The 20,858-nt window shown below is 55.1% G+C and carries 29 protein-coding genes; 21 read left to right on the top strand and 8 right to left on the bottom strand.

What is annotated here, in order from left to right; translation table 11 throughout:
• Positions 1-191 precede the first annotated feature (191 nt).
• From BLS51_RS20290 to BLS51_RS20195, 18 genes are all read left to right on the top strand, one after another.
• Complete coding sequence (locus tag BLS51_RS20290) at positions 192-863, top strand: tyrosine-type recombinase/integrase (RefSeq protein ID WP_090187439.1); 672 nt, start codon at positions 192-194, stop codon at positions 861-863.
• Between the two features lie 458 nt (positions 864-1,321).
• Entirely contained in the window at positions 1,322-1,549 is a 228-nt protein-coding gene (locus BLS51_RS20285; protein WP_090187436.1) for a hypothetical protein, read from the top strand.
• A gap of 360 nt (positions 1,550-1,909) precedes the next feature.
• Positions 1,910-2,257, top strand: a complete 348-nt coding sequence (locus BLS51_RS29510) for a hypothetical protein (protein ID WP_139168743.1) — start codon at positions 1,910-1,912, stop codon at positions 2,255-2,257.
• Positions 2,258-2,276: 19 nt separating this feature from the next.
• Positions 2,277-2,627: a hypothetical protein gene (locus tag BLS51_RS20275; RefSeq protein WP_090187429.1), complete on the top strand. Its 351-nt coding sequence runs from the start codon at positions 2,277-2,279 to the stop codon at positions 2,625-2,627.
• A gap of 20 nt (positions 2,628-2,647) precedes the next feature.
• Complete coding sequence (locus tag BLS51_RS20270) at positions 2,648-2,845, top strand: hypothetical protein (RefSeq protein WP_090187426.1); 198 nt, start codon at positions 2,648-2,650, stop codon at positions 2,843-2,845.
• Positions 2,846-2,853: 8 nt separating this feature from the next.
• Positions 2,854-3,084 (top strand): hypothetical protein, encoded by a 231-nt coding sequence (locus BLS51_RS20265; protein WP_139168742.1) that lies wholly within the window; start codon positions 2,854-2,856, stop codon positions 3,082-3,084.
• Positions 3,085-3,165: 81 nt separating this feature from the next.
• Positions 3,166-3,495: a hypothetical protein gene (locus BLS51_RS20260; RefSeq protein ID WP_090187420.1), complete on the top strand. Its 330-nt coding sequence runs from the start codon at positions 3,166-3,168 to the stop codon at positions 3,493-3,495.
• A 19-nt stretch (positions 3,496-3,514) separates the two neighbouring features.
• The gene (locus tag BLS51_RS20255) at positions 3,515-3,982 is read left to right on the top strand and encodes a hypothetical protein (RefSeq protein ID WP_090187417.1); all 468 of its coding nucleotides are present in this window, start codon (positions 3,515-3,517) and stop codon (positions 3,980-3,982) included.
• A gap of 796 nt (positions 3,983-4,778) precedes the next feature.
• The gene (locus BLS51_RS20245) at positions 4,779-4,982 is read left to right on the top strand and encodes a hypothetical protein (protein WP_090187414.1); all 204 of its coding nucleotides are present in this window, start codon (positions 4,779-4,781) and stop codon (positions 4,980-4,982) included.
• Positions 4,983-5,020: 38 nt separating this feature from the next.
• Positions 5,021-5,248: a hypothetical protein gene (locus BLS51_RS20240; protein WP_090187412.1), complete on the top strand. Its 228-nt coding sequence runs from the start codon at positions 5,021-5,023 to the stop codon at positions 5,246-5,248.
• 248 nt (positions 5,249-5,496) lie between these two features.
• Positions 5,497-5,844: a hypothetical protein gene (locus BLS51_RS20235; protein WP_090187409.1), complete on the top strand. Its 348-nt coding sequence runs from the start codon at positions 5,497-5,499 to the stop codon at positions 5,842-5,844.
• A gap of 27 nt (positions 5,845-5,871) precedes the next feature.
• Positions 5,872-6,606 (top strand): phospholipase D-like domain-containing protein, encoded by a 735-nt coding sequence (locus tag BLS51_RS20230; RefSeq protein WP_090187406.1) that lies wholly within the window; start codon positions 5,872-5,874, stop codon positions 6,604-6,606.
• A 329-nt stretch (positions 6,607-6,935) separates the two neighbouring features.
• Positions 6,936-7,364, top strand: coding sequence for a hypothetical protein (locus BLS51_RS20220; RefSeq protein WP_175472637.1), 429 nt, complete (start codon positions 6,936-6,938; stop codon positions 7,362-7,364).
• Positions 7,365-7,379: 15 nt separating this feature from the next.
• Positions 7,380-7,688, top strand: coding sequence for a hypothetical protein (locus BLS51_RS20215; protein WP_090187400.1), 309 nt, complete (start codon positions 7,380-7,382; stop codon positions 7,686-7,688).
• Between the two features lie 571 nt (positions 7,689-8,259).
• Complete coding sequence (locus tag BLS51_RS30635) at positions 8,260-8,355, top strand: hypothetical protein (RefSeq protein ID WP_373994345.1); 96 nt, start codon at positions 8,260-8,262, stop codon at positions 8,353-8,355.
• A gap of 79 nt (positions 8,356-8,434) precedes the next feature.
• Positions 8,435-8,809: an IS66-like element accessory protein TnpA gene (locus BLS51_RS20205; protein ID WP_090187397.1), complete on the top strand. Its 375-nt coding sequence runs from the start codon at positions 8,435-8,437 to the stop codon at positions 8,807-8,809.
• Positions 8,806-9,207 carry an IS66 family insertion sequence element accessory protein TnpB gene (gene tnpB / locus BLS51_RS20200; protein ID WP_373994344.1) on the top strand — a complete coding sequence of 134 codons (402 nt, stop codon included), beginning with the start codon at positions 8,806-8,808 and terminating at the stop codon, positions 9,205-9,207. Before BLS51_RS20205 ends, tnpB (BLS51_RS20200) begins: the two co-directional genes overlap by 4 nt.
• On the top strand, positions 9,182-10,744 hold the full coding sequence (locus tag BLS51_RS20195) for an IS66 family transposase (protein WP_090187394.1): 1,563 nt from the start codon (positions 9,182-9,184) through the stop codon (positions 10,742-10,744). Before tnpB (BLS51_RS20200) ends, BLS51_RS20195 begins: the two co-directional genes overlap by 26 nt.
• An 80-nt stretch (positions 10,745-10,824) precedes the next feature.
• On the opposite strand, the gene BLS51_RS20190 is transcribed toward BLS51_RS20195, so the two are convergent.
• The 5 genes from BLS51_RS20190 to BLS51_RS20170 all read right to left on the bottom strand — a co-directional run bounded on the left by BLS51_RS20190 (position 10,825) and on the right by BLS51_RS20170 (position 13,864).
• Positions 10,825-11,295, bottom strand: a complete 471-nt coding sequence (locus tag BLS51_RS20190; RefSeq protein WP_090187389.1) for a nuclear transport factor 2 family protein — start codon at positions 11,293-11,295, stop codon at positions 10,825-10,827.
• Between the two features lie 92 nt (positions 11,296-11,387).
• The gene (locus BLS51_RS20185; RefSeq protein ID WP_090187384.1) at positions 11,388-11,714 is read right to left on the bottom strand and encodes a nuclear transport factor 2 family protein; all 327 of its coding nucleotides are present in this window, start codon (positions 11,712-11,714) and stop codon (positions 11,388-11,390) included.
• A gap of 9 nt (positions 11,715-11,723) precedes the next feature.
• The gene (locus BLS51_RS20180; RefSeq protein ID WP_090187381.1) at positions 11,724-12,707 is read right to left on the bottom strand and encodes a saccharopine dehydrogenase family protein; all 984 of its coding nucleotides are present in this window, start codon (positions 12,705-12,707) and stop codon (positions 11,724-11,726) included.
• 1 nt (position 12,708) lies between these two features.
• The gene (locus tag BLS51_RS20175) at positions 12,709-13,104 is read right to left on the bottom strand and encodes a VOC family protein (RefSeq protein WP_090187376.1); all 396 of its coding nucleotides are present in this window, start codon (positions 13,102-13,104) and stop codon (positions 12,709-12,711) included.
• Positions 13,105-13,120: 16 nt separating this feature from the next.
• On the bottom strand, positions 13,121-13,864 hold the full coding sequence (locus BLS51_RS20170) for an SDR family NAD(P)-dependent oxidoreductase (RefSeq protein WP_090187372.1): 744 nt from the start codon (positions 13,862-13,864) through the stop codon (positions 13,121-13,123).
• 139 nt (positions 13,865-14,003) lie between these two features.
• Here BLS51_RS20170 and BLS51_RS20165 point away from each other — a divergent pair, with 139 nt between their 5' ends.
• Both BLS51_RS20165 and tnpB (BLS51_RS30630) read left to right on the top strand, forming a co-directional pair.
• Complete coding sequence (locus BLS51_RS20165) at positions 14,004-14,891, top strand: AraC family transcriptional regulator (RefSeq protein ID WP_090187368.1); 888 nt, start codon at positions 14,004-14,006, stop codon at positions 14,889-14,891.
• A gap of 150 nt (positions 14,892-15,041) precedes the next feature.
• Complete coding sequence (gene tnpB / locus BLS51_RS30630) at positions 15,042-15,224, top strand: IS66 family insertion sequence element accessory protein TnpB (RefSeq protein ID WP_090188424.1); 183 nt, start codon at positions 15,042-15,044, stop codon at positions 15,222-15,224.
• Here tnpB (BLS51_RS30630) and BLS51_RS20155 read toward each other — a convergent pair.
• From BLS51_RS20155 to BLS51_RS20145, 3 genes are all read right to left on the bottom strand, one after another.
• Entirely contained in the window at positions 15,149-17,401 is a 2,253-nt protein-coding gene (locus BLS51_RS20155) for a hypothetical protein (protein WP_090187363.1), read from the bottom strand. The two genes, tnpB (BLS51_RS30630) and BLS51_RS20155, sit on opposite strands and share 76 nt — an antisense overlap.
• A 1-nt stretch (position 17,402) precedes the next feature.
• Positions 17,403-18,578: a hypothetical protein gene (locus tag BLS51_RS20150; protein ID WP_139168741.1), complete on the bottom strand. Its 1,176-nt coding sequence runs from the start codon at positions 18,576-18,578 to the stop codon at positions 17,403-17,405.
• Positions 18,579-18,917: 339 nt separating this feature from the next.
• Positions 18,918-20,138: a helix-turn-helix domain-containing protein gene (locus tag BLS51_RS20145; RefSeq protein WP_139168740.1), complete on the bottom strand. Its 1,221-nt coding sequence runs from the start codon at positions 20,136-20,138 to the stop codon at positions 18,918-18,920.
• A gap of 195 nt (positions 20,139-20,333) precedes the next feature.
• On the opposite strand from BLS51_RS20145, the gene BLS51_RS29505 reads away from it, so the two are divergent.
• Positions 20,334-20,768: a hypothetical protein gene (locus BLS51_RS29505; protein ID WP_139168739.1), complete on the top strand. Its 435-nt coding sequence runs from the start codon at positions 20,334-20,336 to the stop codon at positions 20,766-20,768.
• The last annotated feature ends 90 nt before the right edge of the window (positions 20,769-20,858 follow it).

Raw genomic sequence — 20,858 nt, 5'->3', positions numbered from 1 at the left:
CCGAGCGGCGGCTTACGCCTGCCGATTGCAGCCTCAGATGTGACTATCCGAAATTAATGCGACTGTTTCGGAAATAGGCGCGACTAGCTTTTCCGAGGACGCGAGGGTTCATGCGGTGCTACACTCGAAAAAGAGCCTGACGGGTTCTCACTCTGAATAAAGCCGTTTTCAACCCTATTCAGAGGACCACCATGCCGCAAGCCGCAGTCTTGAAGTCGGGCCAATACCGGCACCTTCTCCGTGTCACCAAAGCCACCAGCCGAGATCCAGAGCGCGATGTTCTTGTCCTACTGCTGGGCATCCACACAGGGATGCGTGTGTCCGAAATCGCTCAGATCGAGGTCGGCGACGTGCTGTTTCCATCCGGGGCGATCCGGTCAGAGGTATCGCTCCGGGCAAGCATCACGAAGGGGCTGCGGCAGCGCTGCATCTATCCCACAAACCGCGATCTGGTCGCCGCGATAGATGACTACCTCGCGCTGCGCGTCGAGCGGCGCTTGCGTATGAGCGAGGATCCGAAGCGGTATCGTGGTCTGCGGCCAGATAGCGCGCTGGTGCTCACCTTCAAGGGCTATCGCTACTCCATGAACACCAAGCGCCGAATCAATCAGGCTGGCCAGCAAGTCGATTACGCAGCCTGCGATGCCCTGCAAGCGCACGTAACGAAGTTGTACCGGGATGCCGGGATCAAGGGCGGTACTTCGCATAGTGGTCGGCGCACTATGGCGTCACGGCTCTTAGCCAACGGCGTCGAGCTGAGCACCGTGCAGTTGATGTTGGGCCATGCCGAGCTGGACCACGTCGACCCGTATCTGGACGTATCTCCTGCACAACTTCGTGAAGCATTCGCCGACGTGTTGTGATATTTGGTGAGATTCAATACATTACAAATAATATAAAATTCTTCTTTCTATTTGGAAACACTTCATTGGCAAGGCGACGGTTTCGGGCTAAGACTTGAAACCGAATCCTATAAATGGCTTCCGCAAGGTGGCCCAGCATCAATCAGGAAAATATGGGCGACCCAATTTTGACTGAGAAGGACTACGAAAACCGCTGCGGTGGTTGTGGACTCTTCGTGCCCTCCTTGGATGTGCTTCAAAAACTGTAACTAGCATCGCTCACCGTGGTGCAATCCAATCCAGACATTGCAACGCATGGCGCGACGGAGGCCAACTTCATCGCGGCCATGAGCGCTGCCGCTGGAGAGTTGAACTTTAGGCGGCGTGAGCGTGCCAGTTTTGAACGACAACTAACTCGGAAAATTAACAGGTGGCAATAGCACCCCGAGACGGCCGGCAGCCGTAAGGTGAAAGAACGTATGGACCTCACAAAATTGCTCGGCGAGATTTATAGCAACAAGAACGAGTCCGATATGGCGAACGCGAATATTGGTTCTCCAGGAACCAATGTCACTTATGACAAGGCACAGGGTAATCGGGGTAAGCAACTGAACCCGACGTGGCGTCCAGACGAACGTGGACCTGGGGCACCGGACGACGAGGAATTGGTCGGCGAGGTCTATGGCCCCGTTGGTGGCGCAGACTAACCCTCGGAAAACATAGCGCTACCCCGCGCACCGTGCTGGCCGGCAGCCAGCTAACTGACAGGCCGGCTCCAGTGGTGTCGGACAAGGAGATCATATATGTCGATAGTTAAAGAGATTTTGAAAATAGGAACGTGCGGAAAGGATTACGATCACGAATATGGTGACGGTGAAGATCGAGATTCCTCAACCAACTTGACCTACGTTTGCAAGCACTGCGGGCACACCGAGAAGGCACCCATTGGATTTCCTCCGAATAAGCGTACTTGACTCGGAAAAACGCCAATAGTAGGACCGATGCCAGCCAAGAGCTGGCATTGGGATTAAGAAGGTCGGCGCGCTGCCGACCAAAATAGGATTACCATGAAATTACAGTTTCGACACCTCGGCTTTAATGGTCGTAGCGGCGCAGCCTCGGCTGTTATTCCCGGTCCCAAGCCTGTGAGCAATCTGGACTGGCCAGCGGAATTTTCTATCCAAGCCGGGTTCTTTATTGCCCCAAAAGGCGCGGCTTTGAATATCACGCCGGATTTCAGCGCTAGTATCCCGAACTCGCAAAACATGGTGCATATGAACTTCATTTGGGAGCAGGAAGTACCTGGTTCCGAGCGTGTGAAGCACGTTTGGCCTGCCTCCGGCGAATACCGCATCGCATTCGCAGAAATGCTGGCCGGTACGCTCGAATTTGCGGAGACGGAACTGCCTGGCTGACCCTCAAGGAAAATAAGCGATGCGTGAATTGAAGGTTTATGTCGGCCCTAGCCTTGGAGATGAGCAGATTAAGGCTTTGCTTCGCCAGGGCAGTGGCATGAAATTAAAAGAGGTCGCCCATGCTTTACTCGTCGAGCACAATGATGATCGGGCGGATATCCATTCCGTGGATATCGAAACAGTCAGTATCGATCCAGATTACCCAACACAAGTCGAGATCGAGTTCGAAACTTCCTGGAGCATCTATAAGGGATGCGAAGACATGAACATGTCTGGTTGTGAACCGCAAGCGGAGGTGGCCACCTATACGGCAGACGGTTACCTGATTTTCATGGTTCCGATGCCGCGCAAGCCGGCCAATCCTTGCTAACCCCGGACCCAAGGAAAATCATGACGCGCGAAAACGAGAAAGTTTGGGAGCGGCGGTCACTAGTCTGTTTTGTCCTTGCCGTCGTTGTAGGTGTATTTGTCACCGCTCTCGGCGCCAAGCTTGGCTGGTCTGAGCGAGCGGCTATGATTCCCGGTCTCGTGCTTGCAGCTATCGCCGTGATTTGCGTGGTCATCCCTATCATGACCGCTGATGAATAGGAATGCACATGCGCAAGTTCATGCTTCGCTACCGGCTCGACATGAGAGGCGCTGACGCGCAAAGCGCAGTCGATGCCATTGAAACGAGCTTAAAGCAGCACCTGTTAGAACCGCGCCGTGAATCGCGGTATTTGCATCTGCTAACCTTGTGTTACATCACAACCGAAGGCGGCTGCAAGGCTGCAAAAGCGTTGGCTCTCATAAGTGACAATCAGCCGCTCTATGCGGGGCCGCTTTAACGAGTAAAATCCCGCGCCGCTTGGCGTACCGTGCTGGCCGGAAGCCAGCGAATTGAAAGGCCGCTTTGAAGCGGATAAAAAATGGCAACTCAAAATATGCGCAGCCTCGTAATCTACGGCAAGTCGCAGGACGAACTTGTCGCTGCTGTCGAAAACCTTCCACGTGGAAAATCGGTTCCTCCAGGCGAAGGTCTTCCAATCAAGCTGGAGTATGGGGATGTATCCATCCACATCGGCGTGATGTCAGACGGCACCCTGATCACTTCCACTGTCTCACCACAAGATTCCACTCCTGATGTTGTCGTACCGCTGTCTGAAGATAAGTTACAGCTACTAGCTACGGACTTGGATGAAATTGGTATCCCATACTCTTGGGATTATTCCGACAACGATAAGAAGAAACTTGGTTGAACGTCCTCGGAAAATGAATATGAACAATGTGCTTTCACTTGCAATTTGGAGCGGGGTTGCGATAGGGCTGGGCGCAATCGTCGCGGCATGGTTGACGCGCAGGACAAAGATTTCTGAGTTCAGGCAGGAATGGATCAACGAATTACGCGCCGATATCGCTGCCTACATTGGCGCGGCGGATCGTTGGATGACTGCACGAAACGAACTTAACGAAGCTCCTCATGACAAACGCCAGCAACTGGCCCCTGCTTCGGAGAAGTTGTCTAACGAGGCAAGAATCATCCTACATCGAATCGAATTGCGAATAAATCCTCGCAAAAACAAATTTGAAGATGATGACAAAGAATTTCTGACCAGCTTGTGGAAGTTGCTGGATCCCGGTGCTTTGCCAGGTACCAGCTGGCGTGCTCTCGCCGACAACTCGGTTAGGCTGGGACGAGAACTATTAAAGCGAGAATGGGAAGTCACCAAAAAAGTCTTCTTCTAGGAAAACTGCGTACAGAAGTTTGGACCCAGACGCCCCGATTTTTCTAACTGACGAAGGCGAGCCGTACAAATTGACGCCAAGGCGTACCGGAACGGGTGCGATCAGCTATTCGTGCGACAGCCTCAGCCAGCTCTTCCGCAAGCTGCACTTGCAGGCTGGTATTGAGGGCGCAAGCGCGATGTCGATGAGCTGGGACACGGCTTCGATAAATTCTCTCAAGCCTACCTCCAGCTTTTGCGCTACAAACGAATGCTGAAGCAGTTCACGGCTGCAAAGGATGCCGGGTTGAGGCCGAGTTACAACCCGGATGTGCACGGTAGTTTGCACCAATAGGAAAATCTGTACACAGCAGCACCCACGGCCCGCATTGATGGGCTTGATGCATTGAGATGGCCAGCGCGATGTTGGCTAGCGAGGATAAATATGGCTCAAAAACAGTTGCGATATCGCGGGGCGATTTCGTACGAAACCCTCCGAACTGGATCGGTTGTAAGCCGGTTTGATTTCATCGATTCTCACACGGTTCTTTTCGATTTGGTCAGTACAGCACCAGGCCAGTTGACAACCCGCTTGTTGGGCGTTGCGGAATTGTTGTCGGGCCGTAGTTATCGTTCGCCCTGGATAGGGTTAACATGCGAGGACGGCAGTGCGTTAAAAGTCGACGCTCGAGCGAGAGTCGAATTCACCGTGGAAGACCACACTCAATCTGAGGTACGGGTCACCGGTAAATTTATCCACAGCGATTTATCACTGGACTTCTCCGGATTTTTGCAATCAAGGGATGAATAGGAAAACCATGAGCAAGAAAATGACTGAACAACGGAAAGCAATGTTGAAATCTCGTGAAGATCTCAAGCAAATAAAGCTACTCCGTCAAAAGGTGCGCTTTGGAGTACCTGGTGCCGCCGATGAATTAGAAGCTCGCCGCCAGGCGCGAATACTGCGCAATGTGGTTAAGTCGCCGCTTGAGCAAATTCGTATGGAGCCGAAGCGGCTGTAACCGGAAAATACCGTATAAACGGTTTATAAGGAAAAGCCATGTCGCTAATCGCTTTAGAGCTACCCTATGCCGTCGCTCTGGACTATCAGCCGTATGCTCTAATCGGAGCCGGCGGCCCGACTCCCGGCCGAGAGCATGTATTCGAATGCCTTCTGTCCGATCTGGAGTGGCAAGCGGTACAGGTGATGTTGGATGCTAAAAAGGTGCCGTTTAAAGTTCAGTTGCCAGGCAGCGACCAACGCAAGCCCTTCAACAATCCTACCTAGTAGGATAATTGTGAGCGCATTTGCAAAGGCAGTTTTGGACGCTTTGGGAACTCTCGTAGGTGCGGTTTTAGGCACATACCTGCTGCATGTTGCTAGCGTCGAACCAACGAATTTGAGTGCTCTGAAATTTTGGCTATCGGTGGCAGGTCTGGCGATAGGCTACGCAATATTTTCGGTGAAGGTTGCAAATGCTATTTTGATGTTTAAGATAGAGCGGCGTTCGCAGAAGACTAAATAGGAAAATCTATATGAATCAGGCACGACCGCTCGTCGTCCTTCTGCTCTTACTAATCGCGTCGACGGCATGGGCGGATGATCACCAAGCAGCTAAAGCGGCGTGTCAGGACTTCGCACTTCGCGAGTTGAAGTCGCCGGCGACCGCGAGGTTTGAGCCAGTTGCAGAGGCAGCTGCTCAGCTTTCCACAGATAAACGCTGGAAGGGAAAACCGAATGTTTGGGATTCGATTTCTTGGGTGGACTCCCAAAATAGCTACGGTGCGATGTTACGCTCCGATTTTAGTTGCGTAATTCAGAAGAACATAGATGGAACATGGGTGCTGTTGGACATCTATTGGTTCAAGAATCGGCTGAAGTAATATCGTAATGAAATAGGAAAACAATTGATGAGCAAGGATTACCAGTACCTTTACACACAACTTGGACGCCTTCTCGAAACAGCGCCTGATATCAATGACCGTAAGCAGTTCTCGACGCCAGCAGGCCAGCAATGGCTCGCAAGAGGCCATGCTCTGGTTACTGAGGTCGGAGTAGCAACAGGAATGGATGCAATCGAGTACACCACGGCGGTCAAGAATATACCAGCAGGTGTCTATAGCAATGGACTCGAACAGGTCTTTACCATTTTACATAGAGCTCTGGCGCACTGCGAACTGAAAGTCCCAAGTGCAGCGGCCGGCTCTTTTATCCCGGTCGGCAGCAGTTTTGATGCCTATGCAGCACTGTCCAAGATCTTCCAAACCGCGAAAAGGGATGTTTTTATTGTGGACCCGTACATGGACGAGACAGCGCTTACTGAATTTGGACTCGCGGTACCGGACGGGGTGACACTCAGATTGCTTGCTGATGAAACAGCGTGCAAGCCCACGTTGCGGCCAGCATCAGTTAAATGGACAACTCAGTATGCGCAGACTCGACCGCTCAGTGTTCGCCTTTCTCCGGCGCGCACACTCCATGACAGGGCAATCTTCATCGATGAAAAGTTCGCGTGGACCCTGACGCAGTCGCTAAAAGATTTCGCTAAGCGATCGCCTGCAGAAATTATAAAAGCGGACGAAACGGCAGACCTGAAAATTGGCGCGTATGAACTGCTTTGGAACAGCGCTTCCCCGATTGTATGAACGATACTTAGGAAATCTATGCTGTCGAAAAACAATATGATCTCGTTCGCACTACTCGCGTTAGTGGCGATTGCAGCGCTGGCGTTTTGGAACTATGGACCGGAATCCGATGCGCGACATTTTGCGCAAAAGTACGATGAATCTAAGGACCAGATGGATCGGTGCGCAATGGCTGATCTTACCGGAGACGCATATGGCAAAGCGTCAAACCGCGCTAAGTACGACGAGTGGATGTCTATTCGCTCGAAAGAGTGTGCGCAAGCTGGAGTTACAACGCCTCAGCTTCCTTACCAACCCGCTAGTCAGCGACGTTAGGATCAAGGAAAATCATGAGAGATGATCGACTTAGAGTGCCGGTAGATGATGTCTACGTGCATGCTATCGGCTTAGCCACTTACGCGTTTGCCACCCTTGAATGGAACGCCGTTTGGTGTTGCGAGCGTATAGCACCCGGCGCTATCAATACCCTGCCTGCCAAGACAGCGGGGGCAATTGCTAAGCGTTTTGTGAAGCTCGCAGAGGGGATGCCGTCGTCCACTCACCAAGCGGACCTCTTGGCCGCAGCTAAAGATTTTGAGGCATTGGTCGAAGACCGCAACGAACTGATGCACGGTAAGCCAGGCACCGATACCGATGGTGGTCAGCGATTGTTCCGACATGGCGCAGCCTGGTCAGTAGAAATGATTAACGACGCGGCGGATCGATTTACTGCTTGTAGCGTGCGGCTGAACGCGCAGCTCTACGGCTTTCTGGCATAGACCACGGAAAATAGTATGAAAATTCCATCCCTGATTGCGACTGTCTTTTTCCTCGGCATCACTGGTATCGCTGTCGGCGCAGATCAGCCCAGCGCCCGAGCCAAGTTACGTGCGATAAGCAAGGACACGGACTCACTCAAGTTCAGGAACGAGCGCACCTCTCCGGAAGATTCCACGATGAGCTGCGGCGAGTTCAATGGTAAAAATAGTTTTGGAGCCTATGTAGGGTTTCGGCGCTTCATAGTATCCAAGGGAACGGTCTTGATTGACGATGGCACTCAACCGAAATTTGAAGCGGCGTGGGCCAGGTTCTGCTCTCGATAAAGCAAGGCGCTGGGGTACTGCCAAAAATGCCATAGCGAGTTGCAGGCGCCGACGCATATCTTTGCCCCCGCAGATCGCAAGCCCGAACTGCTGGCTAAATACGGACCACCACCAACGTACATCAAGTAGCCGGGAAGATACCCTGTATGTTCGTTTGCGCGCCGATTTGACCCGGCATGATTGACCCACCTTCTAGCCGCCAATCTTGGCGAGGGATGCTCTGCGCACCTATTTGCATGGCGCATCCGGCGATGCAAATCTATGACTGAGGTTGGGTCAAAAGTTCGTGCAAATCAATAACCGAGTCATCAGCTGGCGTCGGCTGTATCAACAAGGACGCCTTGGCGTACCTGCATTGATGCGAGACGATGACCTGTTGCCGGTGGTGTTGGCGCCAACGGCCTGCACCGAGCAATAGCAGCTCCGATGTCGGCGGCAATATCGTGTTTGAGTTGGGCGAGGTCCGCGTTCGGATCGAAGGTCCATATTGGCGCAGGTGTTGGACCGGGTGCTGCGATGATCGGCCTCCCCGCCGGCAATAAAGTCTGGCTCGCCGCCCGGCATCACAGACATGCGCTCCGGCTTCAATGGCCTAGCTGCGAAAGTGCAGACGGCGCTGGAGGACGATCCGTTCAGCGATAACGTGTTTTTGCGCACCGAGGGGTAAGCGTCGGCCCTGCACCGTCTGTTCATAGCGAGTAGCATCTGCCAAAGTAGTTCCCGTTACTTTTTTAGCGGGAACTACTGTGGACACTGAAGTGGAGTCGGGCAATCGTAGAGGACGGCCAAACTATTCGCCCGAGTTTAAACATCGACTCGCGGTGGCGGCATGCGAGCCTGTCGTTTCGGTATCGAAACTGGCCCAGGATCATGGCATCAACACCAACATGCTGTTCAAATGGCGGCGCGACCTGCGCGCCGGCCTGCTGACCGGGCCGGCCACGAGTGAAACCAAGCTGCTGCCGGTATTGCTGAAGCCGTCTTCACCGGCAGCAAAGCCGGCCAGCGGCGCCGCTCGCGGGGGTGCTATCGAGATCACCATTGCCGATGCCACTGTGCGAGTCTGCGCCGGCGCGGACGCGGCGTTGCTGCGGCTGGTACTGCAAAGCCTGCGCGCATGATTGGCCTTCCTGCCAGCACCCGGATCTGGCTCGCCGCCGGCATCACCGATATGCGCGCTGGCATGAACGGGCTGGCGGCCAAGGTGGAGACTGCGCTGGCCGAAGATCCTTTCAGCGGCCACGTCTTCGTGTTCCGTGGCCGGCGCGGCGACATGATTAAGGTGCTGTGGTGGACTGGCGATGGCCTGTGCTTGCTGGCCAAGCGTCTTGAGCGGGGACGCTTCGTCTGGCCGCAGGCCGACAGCGGTAGCGTGGCACTGACGCAAGCCCAGCTTTCATGCTGTTGGAGGGAATCGACTGGCGCCGACCAGAGCGCACCTGGCGGCCGACGTCGGCCTTGTAAACGTCATCGGCCTCGCGTAAACTTGCTTCATGCTCACTGCCGCCGACCTCCCTGACGATATCGCTGCCCTGAAGGCATTGCTATTGGCAAGCGAACGTCGCGTTCAAGAGCGCGATGACCAAGTCGCAGGGCTGGAAGCGCAGTTGAACACGCGCGCCGCCGAGATCGAGCATCTCAAGCTGTGGATCGCCAAGCTGCGGCGCATGCAGTTCGGCCGCAAGTCCGAGAAACTGGACCACCAGATCGAGCAGCTGGAACTGCAACTGGAAGGTCTGCAAGCCGATGAAGGCGAAGTGGTGAAGGCGATACCTGAAACTGACCGGGCGCCACGCAACAAGCCTGTACGCAAGCCGCTGCCTGACCACCTTCCTCGCGATGAAAAGGTCCATCTGCCCGCCGCCGACGCGTGCCCGTCTTGCGGTGGTGGACTGCGCTTTTTGGGTGAGGACGTGGCCGAACAGCTCGAATATGTACCGGCCAGTTTCCGAGTAATTCGCCATGTGCGCCCCAAGCTTGCTTGCAGCTGCTGCGACGCCATCGTGCAAGCGCCGGCGCCGAGCCGCCCGATCGAACGCGGCATCGCCGGCCCCGGTTTGCTGGCACATGTCCTGGTGGCGAAGTTCGCCGACCACTTGCCGCTCTACCGCCAGAGCGTGATCTATGCACGGGAAGGCGTGGATCTGGATCGCGCACTGCTGGCAAGCTGGGTTGGTGCCGCCAGCGCCTTGTTGCGCCCGTTGGTCGATGCCATCCGGCGCCACGTGCTGGCCGCCACCAAGTTGCATGCCGACGACACGCCGATCCCGGTGCTCGCTCCGGGCAATGGCAAAACTAAAACTGCGCGGCTGTGGACGTACGTGCGCGATGACCGGCCAAGCGGCGACACGGCGCCAGCCGCTGTCTGGTTCGCCTACTCGCCGGATCGCAAAGGCGTCCATCCACAAACCCACCTGACTGGTTTCAGTGGCGTGCTGCAAGCCGATGCCTATGCCGGTTTCAACGCGCTTTACGAAAACGGCGCGATCCACGAAGCCGCATGCTGGGCTCATGCCCGGCGCAAATTCTATGACCTGCATGAAGCGCGGCCTTCGGCGCTCACGACGGAAGCGCTACGCAGAATCGCCGAGCTCTACGTCATCGAGGCCGATATCCGAGGCAAGCCTCCCGATCAACGACGACAAGCCAGGCAAACCAGGGCCAGACCCTTGCTCGACGACCTTGAACGCTGGCTACGCGCCGCGCTTGAGAAGCTGTCGCGCAAATCCGATGCCTCGGCAGCCATTCTGTACTCGCTCAATCTGTGGCCGGCACTGACACGCTACTGCGATGATGGCGCCATCGAGATCGACAACTCGGCAGCCGAACGGGCGCTACGCGGCATTGCCATCGGCCGCCGCAACTACTTGTTCGCCGGCGCCGACAGTGGCGGCGAGCGGGCCGCAGCGGTTTACTCGCTGATCGGCACCGCCAAGCTGAACGGGGTTGACCCCGAAGCTTGGCTGCGCCACGTGCTAGAGCGCATCGCAGAGCATCCCGTCAACCGGGTGCACGTCTTTCTACCTTGGAACTGTGCCGCCAAGCTCGCCGGCTAAATTCCGCTTCCCAGCGTTGTGCGAGCATCATCTGGCTTTTCGCTCGGCCGATCAAGACAGCGCTGGGAGTGCGGCTACGTCTATATGGCAGAAAGAACAGAAATATCTCCAGAACGCCAGACGTTGTCGACCGTGTTACGCGTGATGACCCAGCCGTCGCCCATCCTTACAAGCTCGACATCGTAACGGTTCTTCATGAGATAGCTGAGGGTATGATCATCCCGGGAGACATGCTGGGCTTCCACAAGTGCGTCCAAGCGCGCCGTGTCACCGTTGATAGTGACACGCGGATTCGTCACAGAGTGCGTCGTATCCAATTTCGAGAGAGACGCTGTAAGGGTCGCAACAATAATATCCCGGCCCTCGATAACCGGATATTCAAACCCGGCTTTGGCCGCAGCCGGACCAAAGTCCGATACAGCGTTTTCTGCAAGAGCGGACGACAGAAGGCTCTTGTCGCGAAGATCGATGCCAGCGGCAAAACGATAGAGGGCGTCGACGACCGCAAGCTTGTCTGCGGCCTCGTTGGTGAGAGATGGTGATATGGTCATAAGTATTCCCTTGGTGTTCCGGAGGCTTGCAAAGTGAAGCCATCTCCGGCATTCGCGCTCTTGCAAGCGCAATTTGGTGTTTTCTGTGGTCGTTAGTCGAGATTGGCCTTGATGCGTTCGATCAGACCGTCAGAGCTAATTTTGATTCTCAGAGACCCGGTCTCGTGGCCAAAGTCGCCGGTGAAATCGACGCGAACAATTGCTGCGAAATCGTCCAGCGGCTCCAGCGACAGAAGTTTGCTGACGGTTTTATAACCTACGAAGAACTGCTCAAGGTAAAGGCGAATCCCATCGGCGCCGACGAAGGCGCGCCCAACCGAAACGTCGTCGATGACTGCATCGGACTTAAACATGGCTAACGCGCCTTCGACGTCGAAGGCGTTGACGGTTTGTATGAATGTAGCAACGAGCTTCTCCATGGTTGCTCCTCAGAAGTCGACGATGGTGGTGTCAGCGATCGTCCCGGCAAAGCCGTTGCCGAACAGCATCGCAGGGGTCTGGAAGCCCGGACGATTCTCACCGGCGAGAACGCGGCGGCCTGCCTCCGCCGCAGCGCTTGCCGTGAACGTGTAGCCGTTGACCGTATCGAGAACCGATCGCACGACATTGCCGTCGGAACTGGTGACTTCGACAACGGCCTGATACCGATTGGCCAACCGTTCCTGCTCACTCGGTCCATCGGGAAGCGCCAAGAGATCACCTTGTGGAAATCCGATACCTGACAGGTGGACGAACGCTGCAATATTAGGAATGTTGGTCGAGCGCCAGATCGTGATGAGATCGGGAAGCGTCACCTGGAAGCAGTCGACGGGCCCCTTGCCGAAGTCGAGTTTCCGGATCGTTCCGGCAGTTTGGGCAACGAGCGTGCCGTCGGCGCGTGCTAGCGTTTCGGCGGTGACGCTTCCCATTGCGCTGACGGCTGAGCCTCTCGATAGACCACCCGCGACATGCATGGCCACGCTAAGGCTCAATGGATTACTCGTTCTCGCAACGGTGTGCCCGGCAAGGCAACCAAGCATCGCAACGCTGCCACCGCTGCCTGGCAGAAGCATCACACCTGCAGCTCTGGCCTTGACGTCGAGCACTTCGGCCAGTCGATAGCCGTCAAGTTCCGCAGCGACGTCCAGATAATGCACGCCATTGCGAATGCCGGCTCTCATCAGGACATCGGCGGTCCTGACGAATGGCCCCGCGCAATTGAGGAGGACGGCGACGCCGCGCAGTGATCGATCAATCACGGCAATGTCTTTGAGCGGGAAGACCCGGTATTCGACATCGAGGCTTGTGGCGAGCGATACGAGCGCAGCCTCGTTGCGTCCTGCCAGGATGAGCGGCGTGCCCGCTGCCGAGGCGCGTTCCGCCGCCATGCGACCGGTGTAGCCCGTCGCGCCATAAATCATCAGTTTCTTCATATTAATGCTGCCATTCCTTGTAGACGAATTCCAGGCTATAGCCGTCCGGGTCGCGAACCTGAGCCGCGTAGTAGCGCGGGTCATAGTGAAGCTGCGGTCCGGGCGGATGGATTTCGGTGGCACCTGCAGCCATTGACGCCGCGAAGGCCGCATCGACCGCGCTCTTGTCATTCGCGACGAAACCCACATGCGCGGCGCGGCCCTCTACCGTACCTTCTCGCAGCCAGAAGAACACGCGACCGCTCGCGCCGAACCCCTTGAGATCGGGGTGGCCGGCAGGGCCTTGCCGGCCGTCGTAATCAAGCGCATGGGCAATCCCAAGCGGTGCGAGTGCCTTTTCATAGAAGTCGATCGAGCGATCAATATCGCTGACGGATATGAAGACGTGGTCGAGCATGATGCTTTCTCCTGATTCAGATAATGTAGCCGCCCGCTACTTCGATGTTTTGGGCGTTGATCCAGCGGTTCTCCTCGGACAGTAAGGCGGCGATGACGCCACCGACCTCTTGCGGCTCACCAACCCTGCCGAGCGCCGTCTGATCCGCAAGCATCGCCTCGAAATCCTCGCTCAATCCACCGCCAAGCTCAGTGCGGATCGCGCCCGGCGCGATCGAGTTCGCCCGAATTCGGCGTTCGCCGAATTCCTTGGCCATGTAGCGCGTTAGAACCTGCAGACCGCCTTTGAAGGCGGCGTAAGGCGCCACGCCCGCAGTGGCAACGCGGCTGGTGGCGCTGGTGACGTTGATCACGTGGCCGCCGACTTCGATGAGCGGCAGCAGCGTCTGTGTCAGGAAGAACGGCCCCTTGAGGTGGACGTTAAACAAGCCTTCGAATTGCTCCTCGGTTACCTCCGAGATCGGCGCATACAGCCCGTACCCAGCGTTGTTGACAAGGAAGTCGAAGGTCTCCCTGTTCCACACGTCGTTGAGCTGTGCAGAAACCGATTTTCGGAAATCGGGAAACGATCGACTGTCACCAACGTCGAGTTTCAGAGCGACCGCCTTCGCACCGATCCCGGTGATGTCTTTCACGACCTGTTCCGCCTTTTCTGGATTACTGTTGTAGGTGACGATCACGCCCATTCCACGCTTGGCGCATTCGAGTGCGGTGCTGGCGCCAAGGCCACGGCTGCTCCCGGTCACGATGACAATCTTCATTACGACTCTCCTGTGTGTCTGTATGGTGAGGGCAATGATACGAGTGCCGCCGACGCCGCACTCACCCAATCTTCCTCCAAGCTTGCCTATTTCTGCTTTCGCATTGCATGTCTGGGCGAAGATCTGTTAATGTCGGACGATGGAACAGCAATTGCAAGAACTGAGAGCGCTGGCCTCCAGGGCCGAGAACAAACGCACGGAAACCGGTATCCCGCGTGTCGCAATGGTCCAGGGTGAAATCCCGGAGCATATGCTCGCCGCCGTCTATGCTCCTATGGTCAACCTGATTCTCACGGGATCCAAGACCATGACCGTTGGTGACCGGAGCTTTCACTATGATCCGGCAACCTACTTCGTCATGTCCGTGGATCTTCCCGCCGTCGGGTCAGTTCATCCCGCCGCCACGGGCGAGCCGTATCTTGCAGTGAGCCTGACTCTCGACTCCGCTATCGTCGCGGCGTTAATCCGCGACTTGCCGTCTGAGGTCTGCGGCACGCTGTTCGGATCAGGATTTTCGGTTGCGCCGGTCAGTGGCGAGCTTCTCGATGCTTGGATTCGAATGCTCAGGCTAATCGAACGACCTGACGAGATCGCGGTGCTCGCGCCTTGTTATGAACGGGAAATATTATTCCGCGTGCTTCAGGGGCCGCTCGGCTGGATGCTGCGAGACATCGCATCGCCGGACACGGCGCTCGCGCGTATCGGTGTTGCCATCAATTGGATACGTCGCAACTTTACCGAACAGATGAGGGTGGACGCACTGGCTGAGATGGCGGCATTAAGCGTTTCAGCATTCCATCGTCATTTCAAAGCGGTGACATCGTTGAGCCCGCTGCAATATCAGAAGCGCATCCGCTTGTTACACGCGCGTTCACAACTGATCGCCGGCCAAGGCAGCGCGACGTCGATCGCATTCAGCGTCGGCTACGAAAGCCCGAATCAGTTCAGCCGGGAATATGCTCGCCTGTTCGGCCTGCCGCCTTCCAGGGATATTCTAAAAGCCACGCAGAAACTCCGGGGTGCATAGTGACTGTGCTGACCATCGTGGACAGGCCGAACGCTTCATCGATTCGGCGACTTAAGAAGCTTGCCCTAGAAGCTTCCCGGAAAGCAATTTTTCGGTCGGATCAAGACGGTACAGGGCTGACGCTTACACCGAGGGCGACGCAGCGACCTCATCAATTTACTGTGGTGGACAGATGATGACCAGTGCCTGTTAGCCAAGCGGTTTGAGCGCGGGCGCTTCGTCTGGCCACAAGCTAGCGCGCCAAAACACCTTCATCTTCAAATCGGTGAACTACCACTTGAGTTTTTAGGACCGTGTAATAAATGCAGCACTACGCCATGCAATGCGGGGTAAGCGTGGGTTTCCCGTTCGGCCACCGCATAGACTTCTGCCTGGTGATCGGGCATCAGCTGCAACTTCTGGCTGGCAAGCGCGGCAATAAACTCCAAGACCGCTTCACCATCAGTTGTAGGAGAACGTTGCAGCGCTCGGATGATCAGCGACTTCATAAAGTCAGAGGCTGCCAGGTCCGCTCGAAAGTCCAGCTCGGAAGCGAACGCGCATCGCAGCAACGCCGCTTGAAGGATGCCATCGTTGAACCGCGCGAAATTTTCTGGATCAAGTACCACATGGCGGAACGTTCGGCTTCCCAGACTGTGCTCTTCGGGGACAGTCTTCGTATCTTCTCGTGCGCGCTGCAGCAAAACTGCTGTCGTCGCACAGACTTCTGCGTGGTAAGGACCGGGTTGATACTTGCCGCCGGCCCAGAATGCCCACCCTTCCCTGATTTGCATCGCTTGGTCAACATTGGCGCCGTGCGGAAGCAACGCTTGCGACTGGATGGGCAAAGTTTCACCCAATCGCTCGCTTCGCTCCCTTAATTGGTCAGGCATCGTGCGGCGATCTTGATCCCCGGGGAATAGACGCTTTCGCTCTAAATGGTAGCTAGCCGCGAGTTGCGTGCCGATAGCCGCCTCTCCGAATCGGCTCACTTCGTGCGGCAGCACACCGTCGTGACGCAAATTCGCGGGCAAGCTGACCAACTCACTGCGCGTTTCGGTGACTTGAAAACCAATCATGTAGAGACGAGAGCCATCGTGAATATCACGCAGATTTCGGCTGATATCCAGCAATTGCGATCCCTTCCCTACAACCGCAGCGCAAATGATCAGATTGTCGGATGTGATTTCTCGAATACTGTTAAGGGCCGCAGCATCAAGCGTGGCAGGAGTGGGCTTCAAATGCAGTATGTTGGCGCAGTATCCAGCGACGTATTCAGCCATGGTACGCGAGGCAGCATCGGACTGATATATGATCTGAGTGGTCGATGCCCGGACCCGACGCGGTAAATGCAGTGCTAGCCAATCCTGGAATTGTTTGTGCTGCAGGAGAACTGTGCCATCGACGTACAGTGCACGTATTTTCGAATTTGCGGATCCAGGGCGACGCCAAAGGTCGAAGATGCCTTTTCCCGCCAGTTCACGGAATAGTTTGACTTCTTTCCTCGCCCCGTGGATCTGCTCGCGCAACAACACTTTCTTGTCCGGCTCCTGAATCGCCTGAAACGTCTCACCCTTGATGCGGATCACCAACTGGGGAGGGCCTTCTGATGCCCTACTCCCCGGTCGTGGAATGGCCAACAACGCGCCAGGCGGTGTCTGGTTGGGCGCCGCTTCAAACGTCAAAAGCGTCACGACATCGGAATGATCAACCAGTTTCTCGTTGACCCAGCGTCGATGCAGGGCCATGGACGAGGACGCGGAAATCAGGCAAATGGACGTGCCGCGCAATGGTCGTGCGACGCTGTCGAAACCCTCATATGAGTGAAAGCTCTCTATCGATGCCATCACGCGATGGCCACTAAGTACAATCAGCTCCCGAATCCCGTATGCTAGCGGCGCGATTGCCATGGTATCCACGTAGATGGTGCGAAGCTGCTTCAACCGAGCGAGTCGCCCACCAAAGAATTCGTTAAACAGATGCAGGGCAACAAAGCCGACTGCTGCAGAGGTCGTCAAGCCCATCTCTGGCTTGAGGAAGGTGTCATACCTAGCGCCCGACGGCTTTTGGTAGGAGTACCCTGGAGGCGCAGAAAGTAGGACATGCTCTTCTGGGAACGCGGCCGGTAGTCCAGCCTTTAAAATAGCATCAAACTGGCGTTTGACCTCGTCGGTGATGTTCTTACGGACCTGTTGAGCAAATCCATCATTGATTACCTCGGCGACGACCGCACCAGTGATCAGGGAGAACGTCGTACACACCAGTGGGATGCGGTGTGCTAACCGAGTGCGGGCCGCGTGTCCGCCAGGTCCACGTAGCACTTGTGGCAGTGAACCGTAGTCGTCCTCGAACAAGCTCACAAAAACCAACGCATCCGGAACTAACGGCCCACCACAGACGTCGATGACCAAGTCTTCAAGGACATCGCTGCGGACCACGCCCGGTGGCTTATAGATGACGTTAAAGCGCAATTCGCCAACCGAAACGACGGCCGGGAACTGATATCGGAAGTAACCTGCGTTTCCCAGCATACTATCTCACCCTAAACCAGATGGTGTAAGTTGCACCAGCAATCTCAGCAAGGTCCTTGCCCTGGAAACGACGCTGCGGGACGAAGTCCGCCGTCTTGGAGTGGGAGAAGTCCTGATACAAACTAAGGCGGCCGGTTCTGAGTGTCATGAATGCTTTGAGCTGCTGCAAAGCACGTAACGCAACGGGAAGTCCTTGCCCGTACAGATTACCCGCCTTAGTTGAAGTATGTTTCTCAAAGCAGGTTTGGACTGCTTCTAATTCTTCATCGAGAGAGAAGTCGTCATATCTTGTTGCCCCTTTTTTGTCTCCTAACCACCGCAGCGCCAGTCCAGGTCCCGTGTCGAAGACTGAAATTTCCAAAATTTGCATCTGTTGATGGGCGGACTTGATCGTCTTGGCAGCCGGCATGGCTGACTTTGACGCAGCGCGTGACAGGTAGGAACGTAGGTGTGGATCATCGCCGGCATTGGCGACAATAGTAGGAAGGTCCTGAAGCGAAGTCAGGCGTGCAGAAATTCCTCGCATCCCAACTTTGTATCTGCCACCTCGGATGTCATAGGCCCCGTGCTGGTCTGAATTTAAAAAGAGCTGATACACCATGGCGCTCAGATAGTCCAACTGCCCCTCGTTGATTGCGAAGGTTCGGCCGCTGTTGAGCGCTTCGAGCATGCGCGGGATGAGAACGCGAAAGACCGATTCTGAATTGACCCCTTGCGGTGCGGGTACAGCGTAGAGCGGCTTCAGGAACTCGTTTCGAGCGCCAGCGAAGCAGCAAAGCGCCGCGCCGATACCGCGCAGTGTATTCGCGTAATCTTCCTGCTGCATGGCCTCGACGTAAGGCACGACTGCGGTTAGCGCATGGAACCGGTCCATCGTGCGTTGTTCGCACTCTACCGACTCAGCGAAGTACAGTGCCGCCATCCCTGGCAAGGTAGAAGCGAAGCGCGCTCGAGTCGCTTCATTCTCAGCAAACGCCCGATTAAGATTGAGCGTCGTGCTGGCAGAGCGTGTACGAGCCCAGGTTGCAACAATTTGGACTGCTAGGTTTGCCGCGCCCAGAGCGCCCCCCATATCGAGCTTAATCGGCAAGCTTAGCGAGGCGGCCTCATCCAACCGAATTTCGCGGAGAAAGTCTTCAAGTATTAGCGGAGCGGTTTTACTTGGGAAGCGCAGCATCTTGTCGGTAATCGTCGATATGTCGCTAAGCGAAATGTATGGTTGCGAATGAGAACAGACTCACGATTTGGGCCCATTGTCCATTTATCTATCCAAACAGTCAAAAGATTTCCATTATGCATGCACTTTTCACCTTACATGCGCGAAGCTGGCCCACTGGTTTGAAAAACCTGGCGGCTAACGCGTAAGAAGGGCCACGTTCGCCGGCCTTGACGTCCCTGAGAACAGGCAGCTGCTGTCAAAAATTTTAACCACCGGCGGTTAAGTCCTATAACACCCGCCTGTCTTATATGTCTTCTATAAATATATGTTGTGGCTCTAACCGGCTGAGTTCCTCTGTTACGTTCCAGGTCCACTTTTCAATATTCGGGACACATACCCTTTCGAGAGACTCAACTTCTCGGCGATTTGCACCTGCTTCAAACCTTCGGCATGTAACCGAAAGATTTCTGCGGCTTTATCAGTTCGTCGCGCGTCTCTGAACTTGGACTCAGCACTGAGCCAATCATCAGCTTCCTTCAGCATGTAAAAGATCCAGAACGGCTCGACAGTACCCTCGAATCGATTGTCGAGGCGCCGTAGAGCGTGCTCAACAAAAGCATGCCAGGAGAGGAAACTACTGGCATCTGCCTCCAACACTTTTGCGACCGCAGGACAAAATTGGAGCAGGAAGGCATCCCAGTGTTTTGCAATACTAATCCAGCTCCCATGCTTGGTTTGAAACATAAAATCTCGAAGGTCGCGAGTAACATTCATGCATGGCTCGCCGGTTCCTTCAAGTTCCCAAGCGGTGATGTCCTCAGGACTAGAGACCAGTCTAAAGCTGTCCAGCATCACTCGCCTCTTCGACCTGATGACTGCCCAAGGCTGCGCAAATTCTCCGTCGCCAAGCGCGCGAATTCGTTTCCCGGCGTCATATTCAGTATGTCCACCCACCCCATCATTTGCTGAGTGAACAGTACAGTACAAACCCTTCACGCCCGCTCGACGAAAGCAAAATTGGCACCAAGAAATCAAGTCATCGTTGTGCGCTGGTCCTCTTCCAACAATGTTACGCACACCATCGAGGATCGATGCGACAGCATGGAAACTATCACCATGCCTATTGATTAAGTTTAGGTTGTCATTGCACGCAGTATCTTCAAAGAGCCTTGCCATAAATTTCTGGTGCGCTAGTAGCATGTTCGCAATATGGCGCGCAGAATCCCTTGAAACCAATCGATCTTTTAGAGAAATCGGCGTGAGCGAAAAATCCTCAGATCGCTCTAAGAGAGAGATTTCGGCATAGAGCCTTTTAAGTGCAGGGTCCAAGAACTTTGTCACGACAGACCAAACCGACCGATTGCCGAAGATAACTCCATGGCCACCAATGCCAGACTCAATAAATGCCACAGGCTTTGCTGTCCCGGCCTGCGATATAACCGCTTGATCGAGTCTAGCGATCGCATCTTTGATGTAGCCATGAGCGGTGGAACTGGCACTGGTTTCGTACGCAAGCATAGTCGAAAAATCATTAACTTGTGCCATGTAGGAAATGAAGGGCTTGCGCGGCTTTTCCATTGCCTTCAGAACACCATGCGCAGCTGACTGTGTCCGTATCTCTTGCACCATCGATTCCTAAAAAGTTTACTGATCTCGTAATTTCGCCGCTGATCCATCTCTTCGAAACCCCCTACAGTTGTGTCCATCCCGCAGCGGTAAATATTTTTTACACCTTACTGTCGCGAATACACATCAACCTATATAGATATCACCATGGATCAACGAAAAAAACCCTCAGAAGGATACACCACAATCCCTCAGCAATTAAATCAGCGAGTTTTAGCGGGCACGACCGGCCCTAACGAAGTGCTCAGTTCCCGCTACGAACCTGCGATTGCGCCCCCCAGTCGTTCAATCAACAAACTAGATATCAATAGGCTGCGCCTAGCTCCTAGTTTTGGCGCCAAATTTGGTGTTACCGAAGTGTTGAACCGCGTGCAGATTCGTAAGCCGGGCAAGGATGAGTTTTTTAAGGTGCATGAATCGAATGAGTGGACATTCCTGACCAGCATTATCGAACTAAAAAGGGAAAAAGAGATTTATGCCGTGCCACCCGAGTGCCGAAATCTGTTGCCTGAGCTGACCAAGACGGTGCTACTCAGGTGTGCGGTGACGTGGAACCAAGAAGTCATCTTGATCCCAGTGTAGTGGTCAACCCATCCCGGACACTATGTTAAGTTTTTCTTCGACGACGGCCGGTGCCAGTCCCTGGTTGAACTGATGCGGCCGTATCCAGTT

The organism is Duganella sp. OV510 (assembly GCF_900100205.1).
Classification (GTDB): Bacteria; Pseudomonadota; Gammaproteobacteria; order Burkholderiales; family Burkholderiaceae_D; genus Rugamonas.
This window is presented reverse-complemented; position numbering and strand designations above follow the sequence as displayed.

Coding starts and splice junctions, on each gene's coding strand:
- BLS51_RS20165 (WP_090187368.1), top strand. CDS start 14,004: ATGGAACAGCAATTGCAAGAACTGAGAGCGCTGGCCTCCAGGGCCGAG.
- BLS51_RS20220 (WP_175472637.1), top strand. CDS start 6,936: ATGAGAGATGATCGACTTAGAGTGCCGGTAGATGATGTCTACGTGCAT.
- BLS51_RS20175 (WP_090187376.1), bottom strand. CDS start 13,104: ATGCTCGACCACGTCTTCATATCCGTCAGCGATATTGATCGCTCGATC.
- BLS51_RS20195 (WP_090187394.1), top strand. CDS start 9,182: ATGCTCACTGCCGCCGACCTCCCTGACGATATCGCTGCCCTGAAGGCA.
- BLS51_RS29510 (WP_139168743.1), top strand. CDS start 1,910: ATGAAATTACAGTTTCGACACCTCGGCTTTAATGGTCGTAGCGGCGCA.
- BLS51_RS20155 (WP_090187363.1), bottom strand. CDS start 17,401: ATGCTGGGAAACGCAGGTTACTTCCGATATCAGTTCCCGGCCGTCGTT.
- BLS51_RS20290 (WP_090187439.1), top strand. CDS start 192: ATGCCGCAAGCCGCAGTCTTGAAGTCGGGCCAATACCGGCACCTTCTC.
- BLS51_RS30635 (WP_373994345.1), top strand. CDS start 8,260: ATGCGCTCCGGCTTCAATGGCCTAGCTGCGAAAGTGCAGACGGCGCTG.
- BLS51_RS20265 (WP_139168742.1), top strand. CDS start 2,854: ATGCGCAAGTTCATGCTTCGCTACCGGCTCGACATGAGAGGCGCTGAC.
- tnpB (WP_373994344.1), top strand. CDS start 8,806: ATGATTGGCCTTCCTGCCAGCACCCGGATCTGGCTCGCCGCCGGCATC.
- BLS51_RS20145 (WP_139168740.1), bottom strand. CDS start 20,138: ATGGAAAAGCCGCGCAAGCCCTTCATTTCCTACATGGCACAAGTTAAT.
- BLS51_RS20260 (WP_090187420.1), top strand. CDS start 3,166: ATGGCAACTCAAAATATGCGCAGCCTCGTAATCTACGGCAAGTCGCAG.
- BLS51_RS20255 (WP_090187417.1), top strand. CDS start 3,515: ATGAACAATGTGCTTTCACTTGCAATTTGGAGCGGGGTTGCGATAGGG.
- BLS51_RS20245 (WP_090187414.1), top strand. CDS start 4,779: ATGAGCAAGAAAATGACTGAACAACGGAAAGCAATGTTGAAATCTCGT.
- BLS51_RS20190 (WP_090187389.1), bottom strand. CDS start 11,295: ATGACCATATCACCATCTCTCACCAACGAGGCCGCAGACAAGCTTGCG.
- BLS51_RS20285 (WP_090187436.1), top strand. CDS start 1,322: ATGGACCTCACAAAATTGCTCGGCGAGATTTATAGCAACAAGAACGAG.
- BLS51_RS20180 (WP_090187381.1), bottom strand. CDS start 12,707: ATGAAGAAACTGATGATTTATGGCGCGACGGGCTACACCGGTCGCATG.
- BLS51_RS20215 (WP_090187400.1), top strand. CDS start 7,380: ATGAAAATTCCATCCCTGATTGCGACTGTCTTTTTCCTCGGCATCACT.
- BLS51_RS20150 (WP_139168741.1), bottom strand. CDS start 18,578: ATGCTGCGCTTCCCAAGTAAAACCGCTCCGCTAATACTTGAAGACTTT.
- BLS51_RS20185 (WP_090187384.1), bottom strand. CDS start 11,714: ATGGAGAAGCTCGTTGCTACATTCATACAAACCGTCAACGCCTTCGAC.
- BLS51_RS20270 (WP_090187426.1), top strand. CDS start 2,648: ATGACGCGCGAAAACGAGAAAGTTTGGGAGCGGCGGTCACTAGTCTGT.
- BLS51_RS20170 (WP_090187372.1), bottom strand. CDS start 13,864: ATGAAGATTGTCATCGTGACCGGGAGCAGCCGTGGCCTTGGCGCCAGC.
- BLS51_RS29505 (WP_139168739.1), top strand. CDS start 20,334: ATGGATCAACGAAAAAAACCCTCAGAAGGATACACCACAATCCCTCAG.
- BLS51_RS20275 (WP_090187429.1), top strand. CDS start 2,277: ATGCGTGAATTGAAGGTTTATGTCGGCCCTAGCCTTGGAGATGAGCAG.
- BLS51_RS20240 (WP_090187412.1), top strand. CDS start 5,021: ATGTCGCTAATCGCTTTAGAGCTACCCTATGCCGTCGCTCTGGACTAT.
- BLS51_RS20235 (WP_090187409.1), top strand. CDS start 5,497: ATGAATCAGGCACGACCGCTCGTCGTCCTTCTGCTCTTACTAATCGCG.
- BLS51_RS20230 (WP_090187406.1), top strand. CDS start 5,872: ATGAGCAAGGATTACCAGTACCTTTACACACAACTTGGACGCCTTCTC.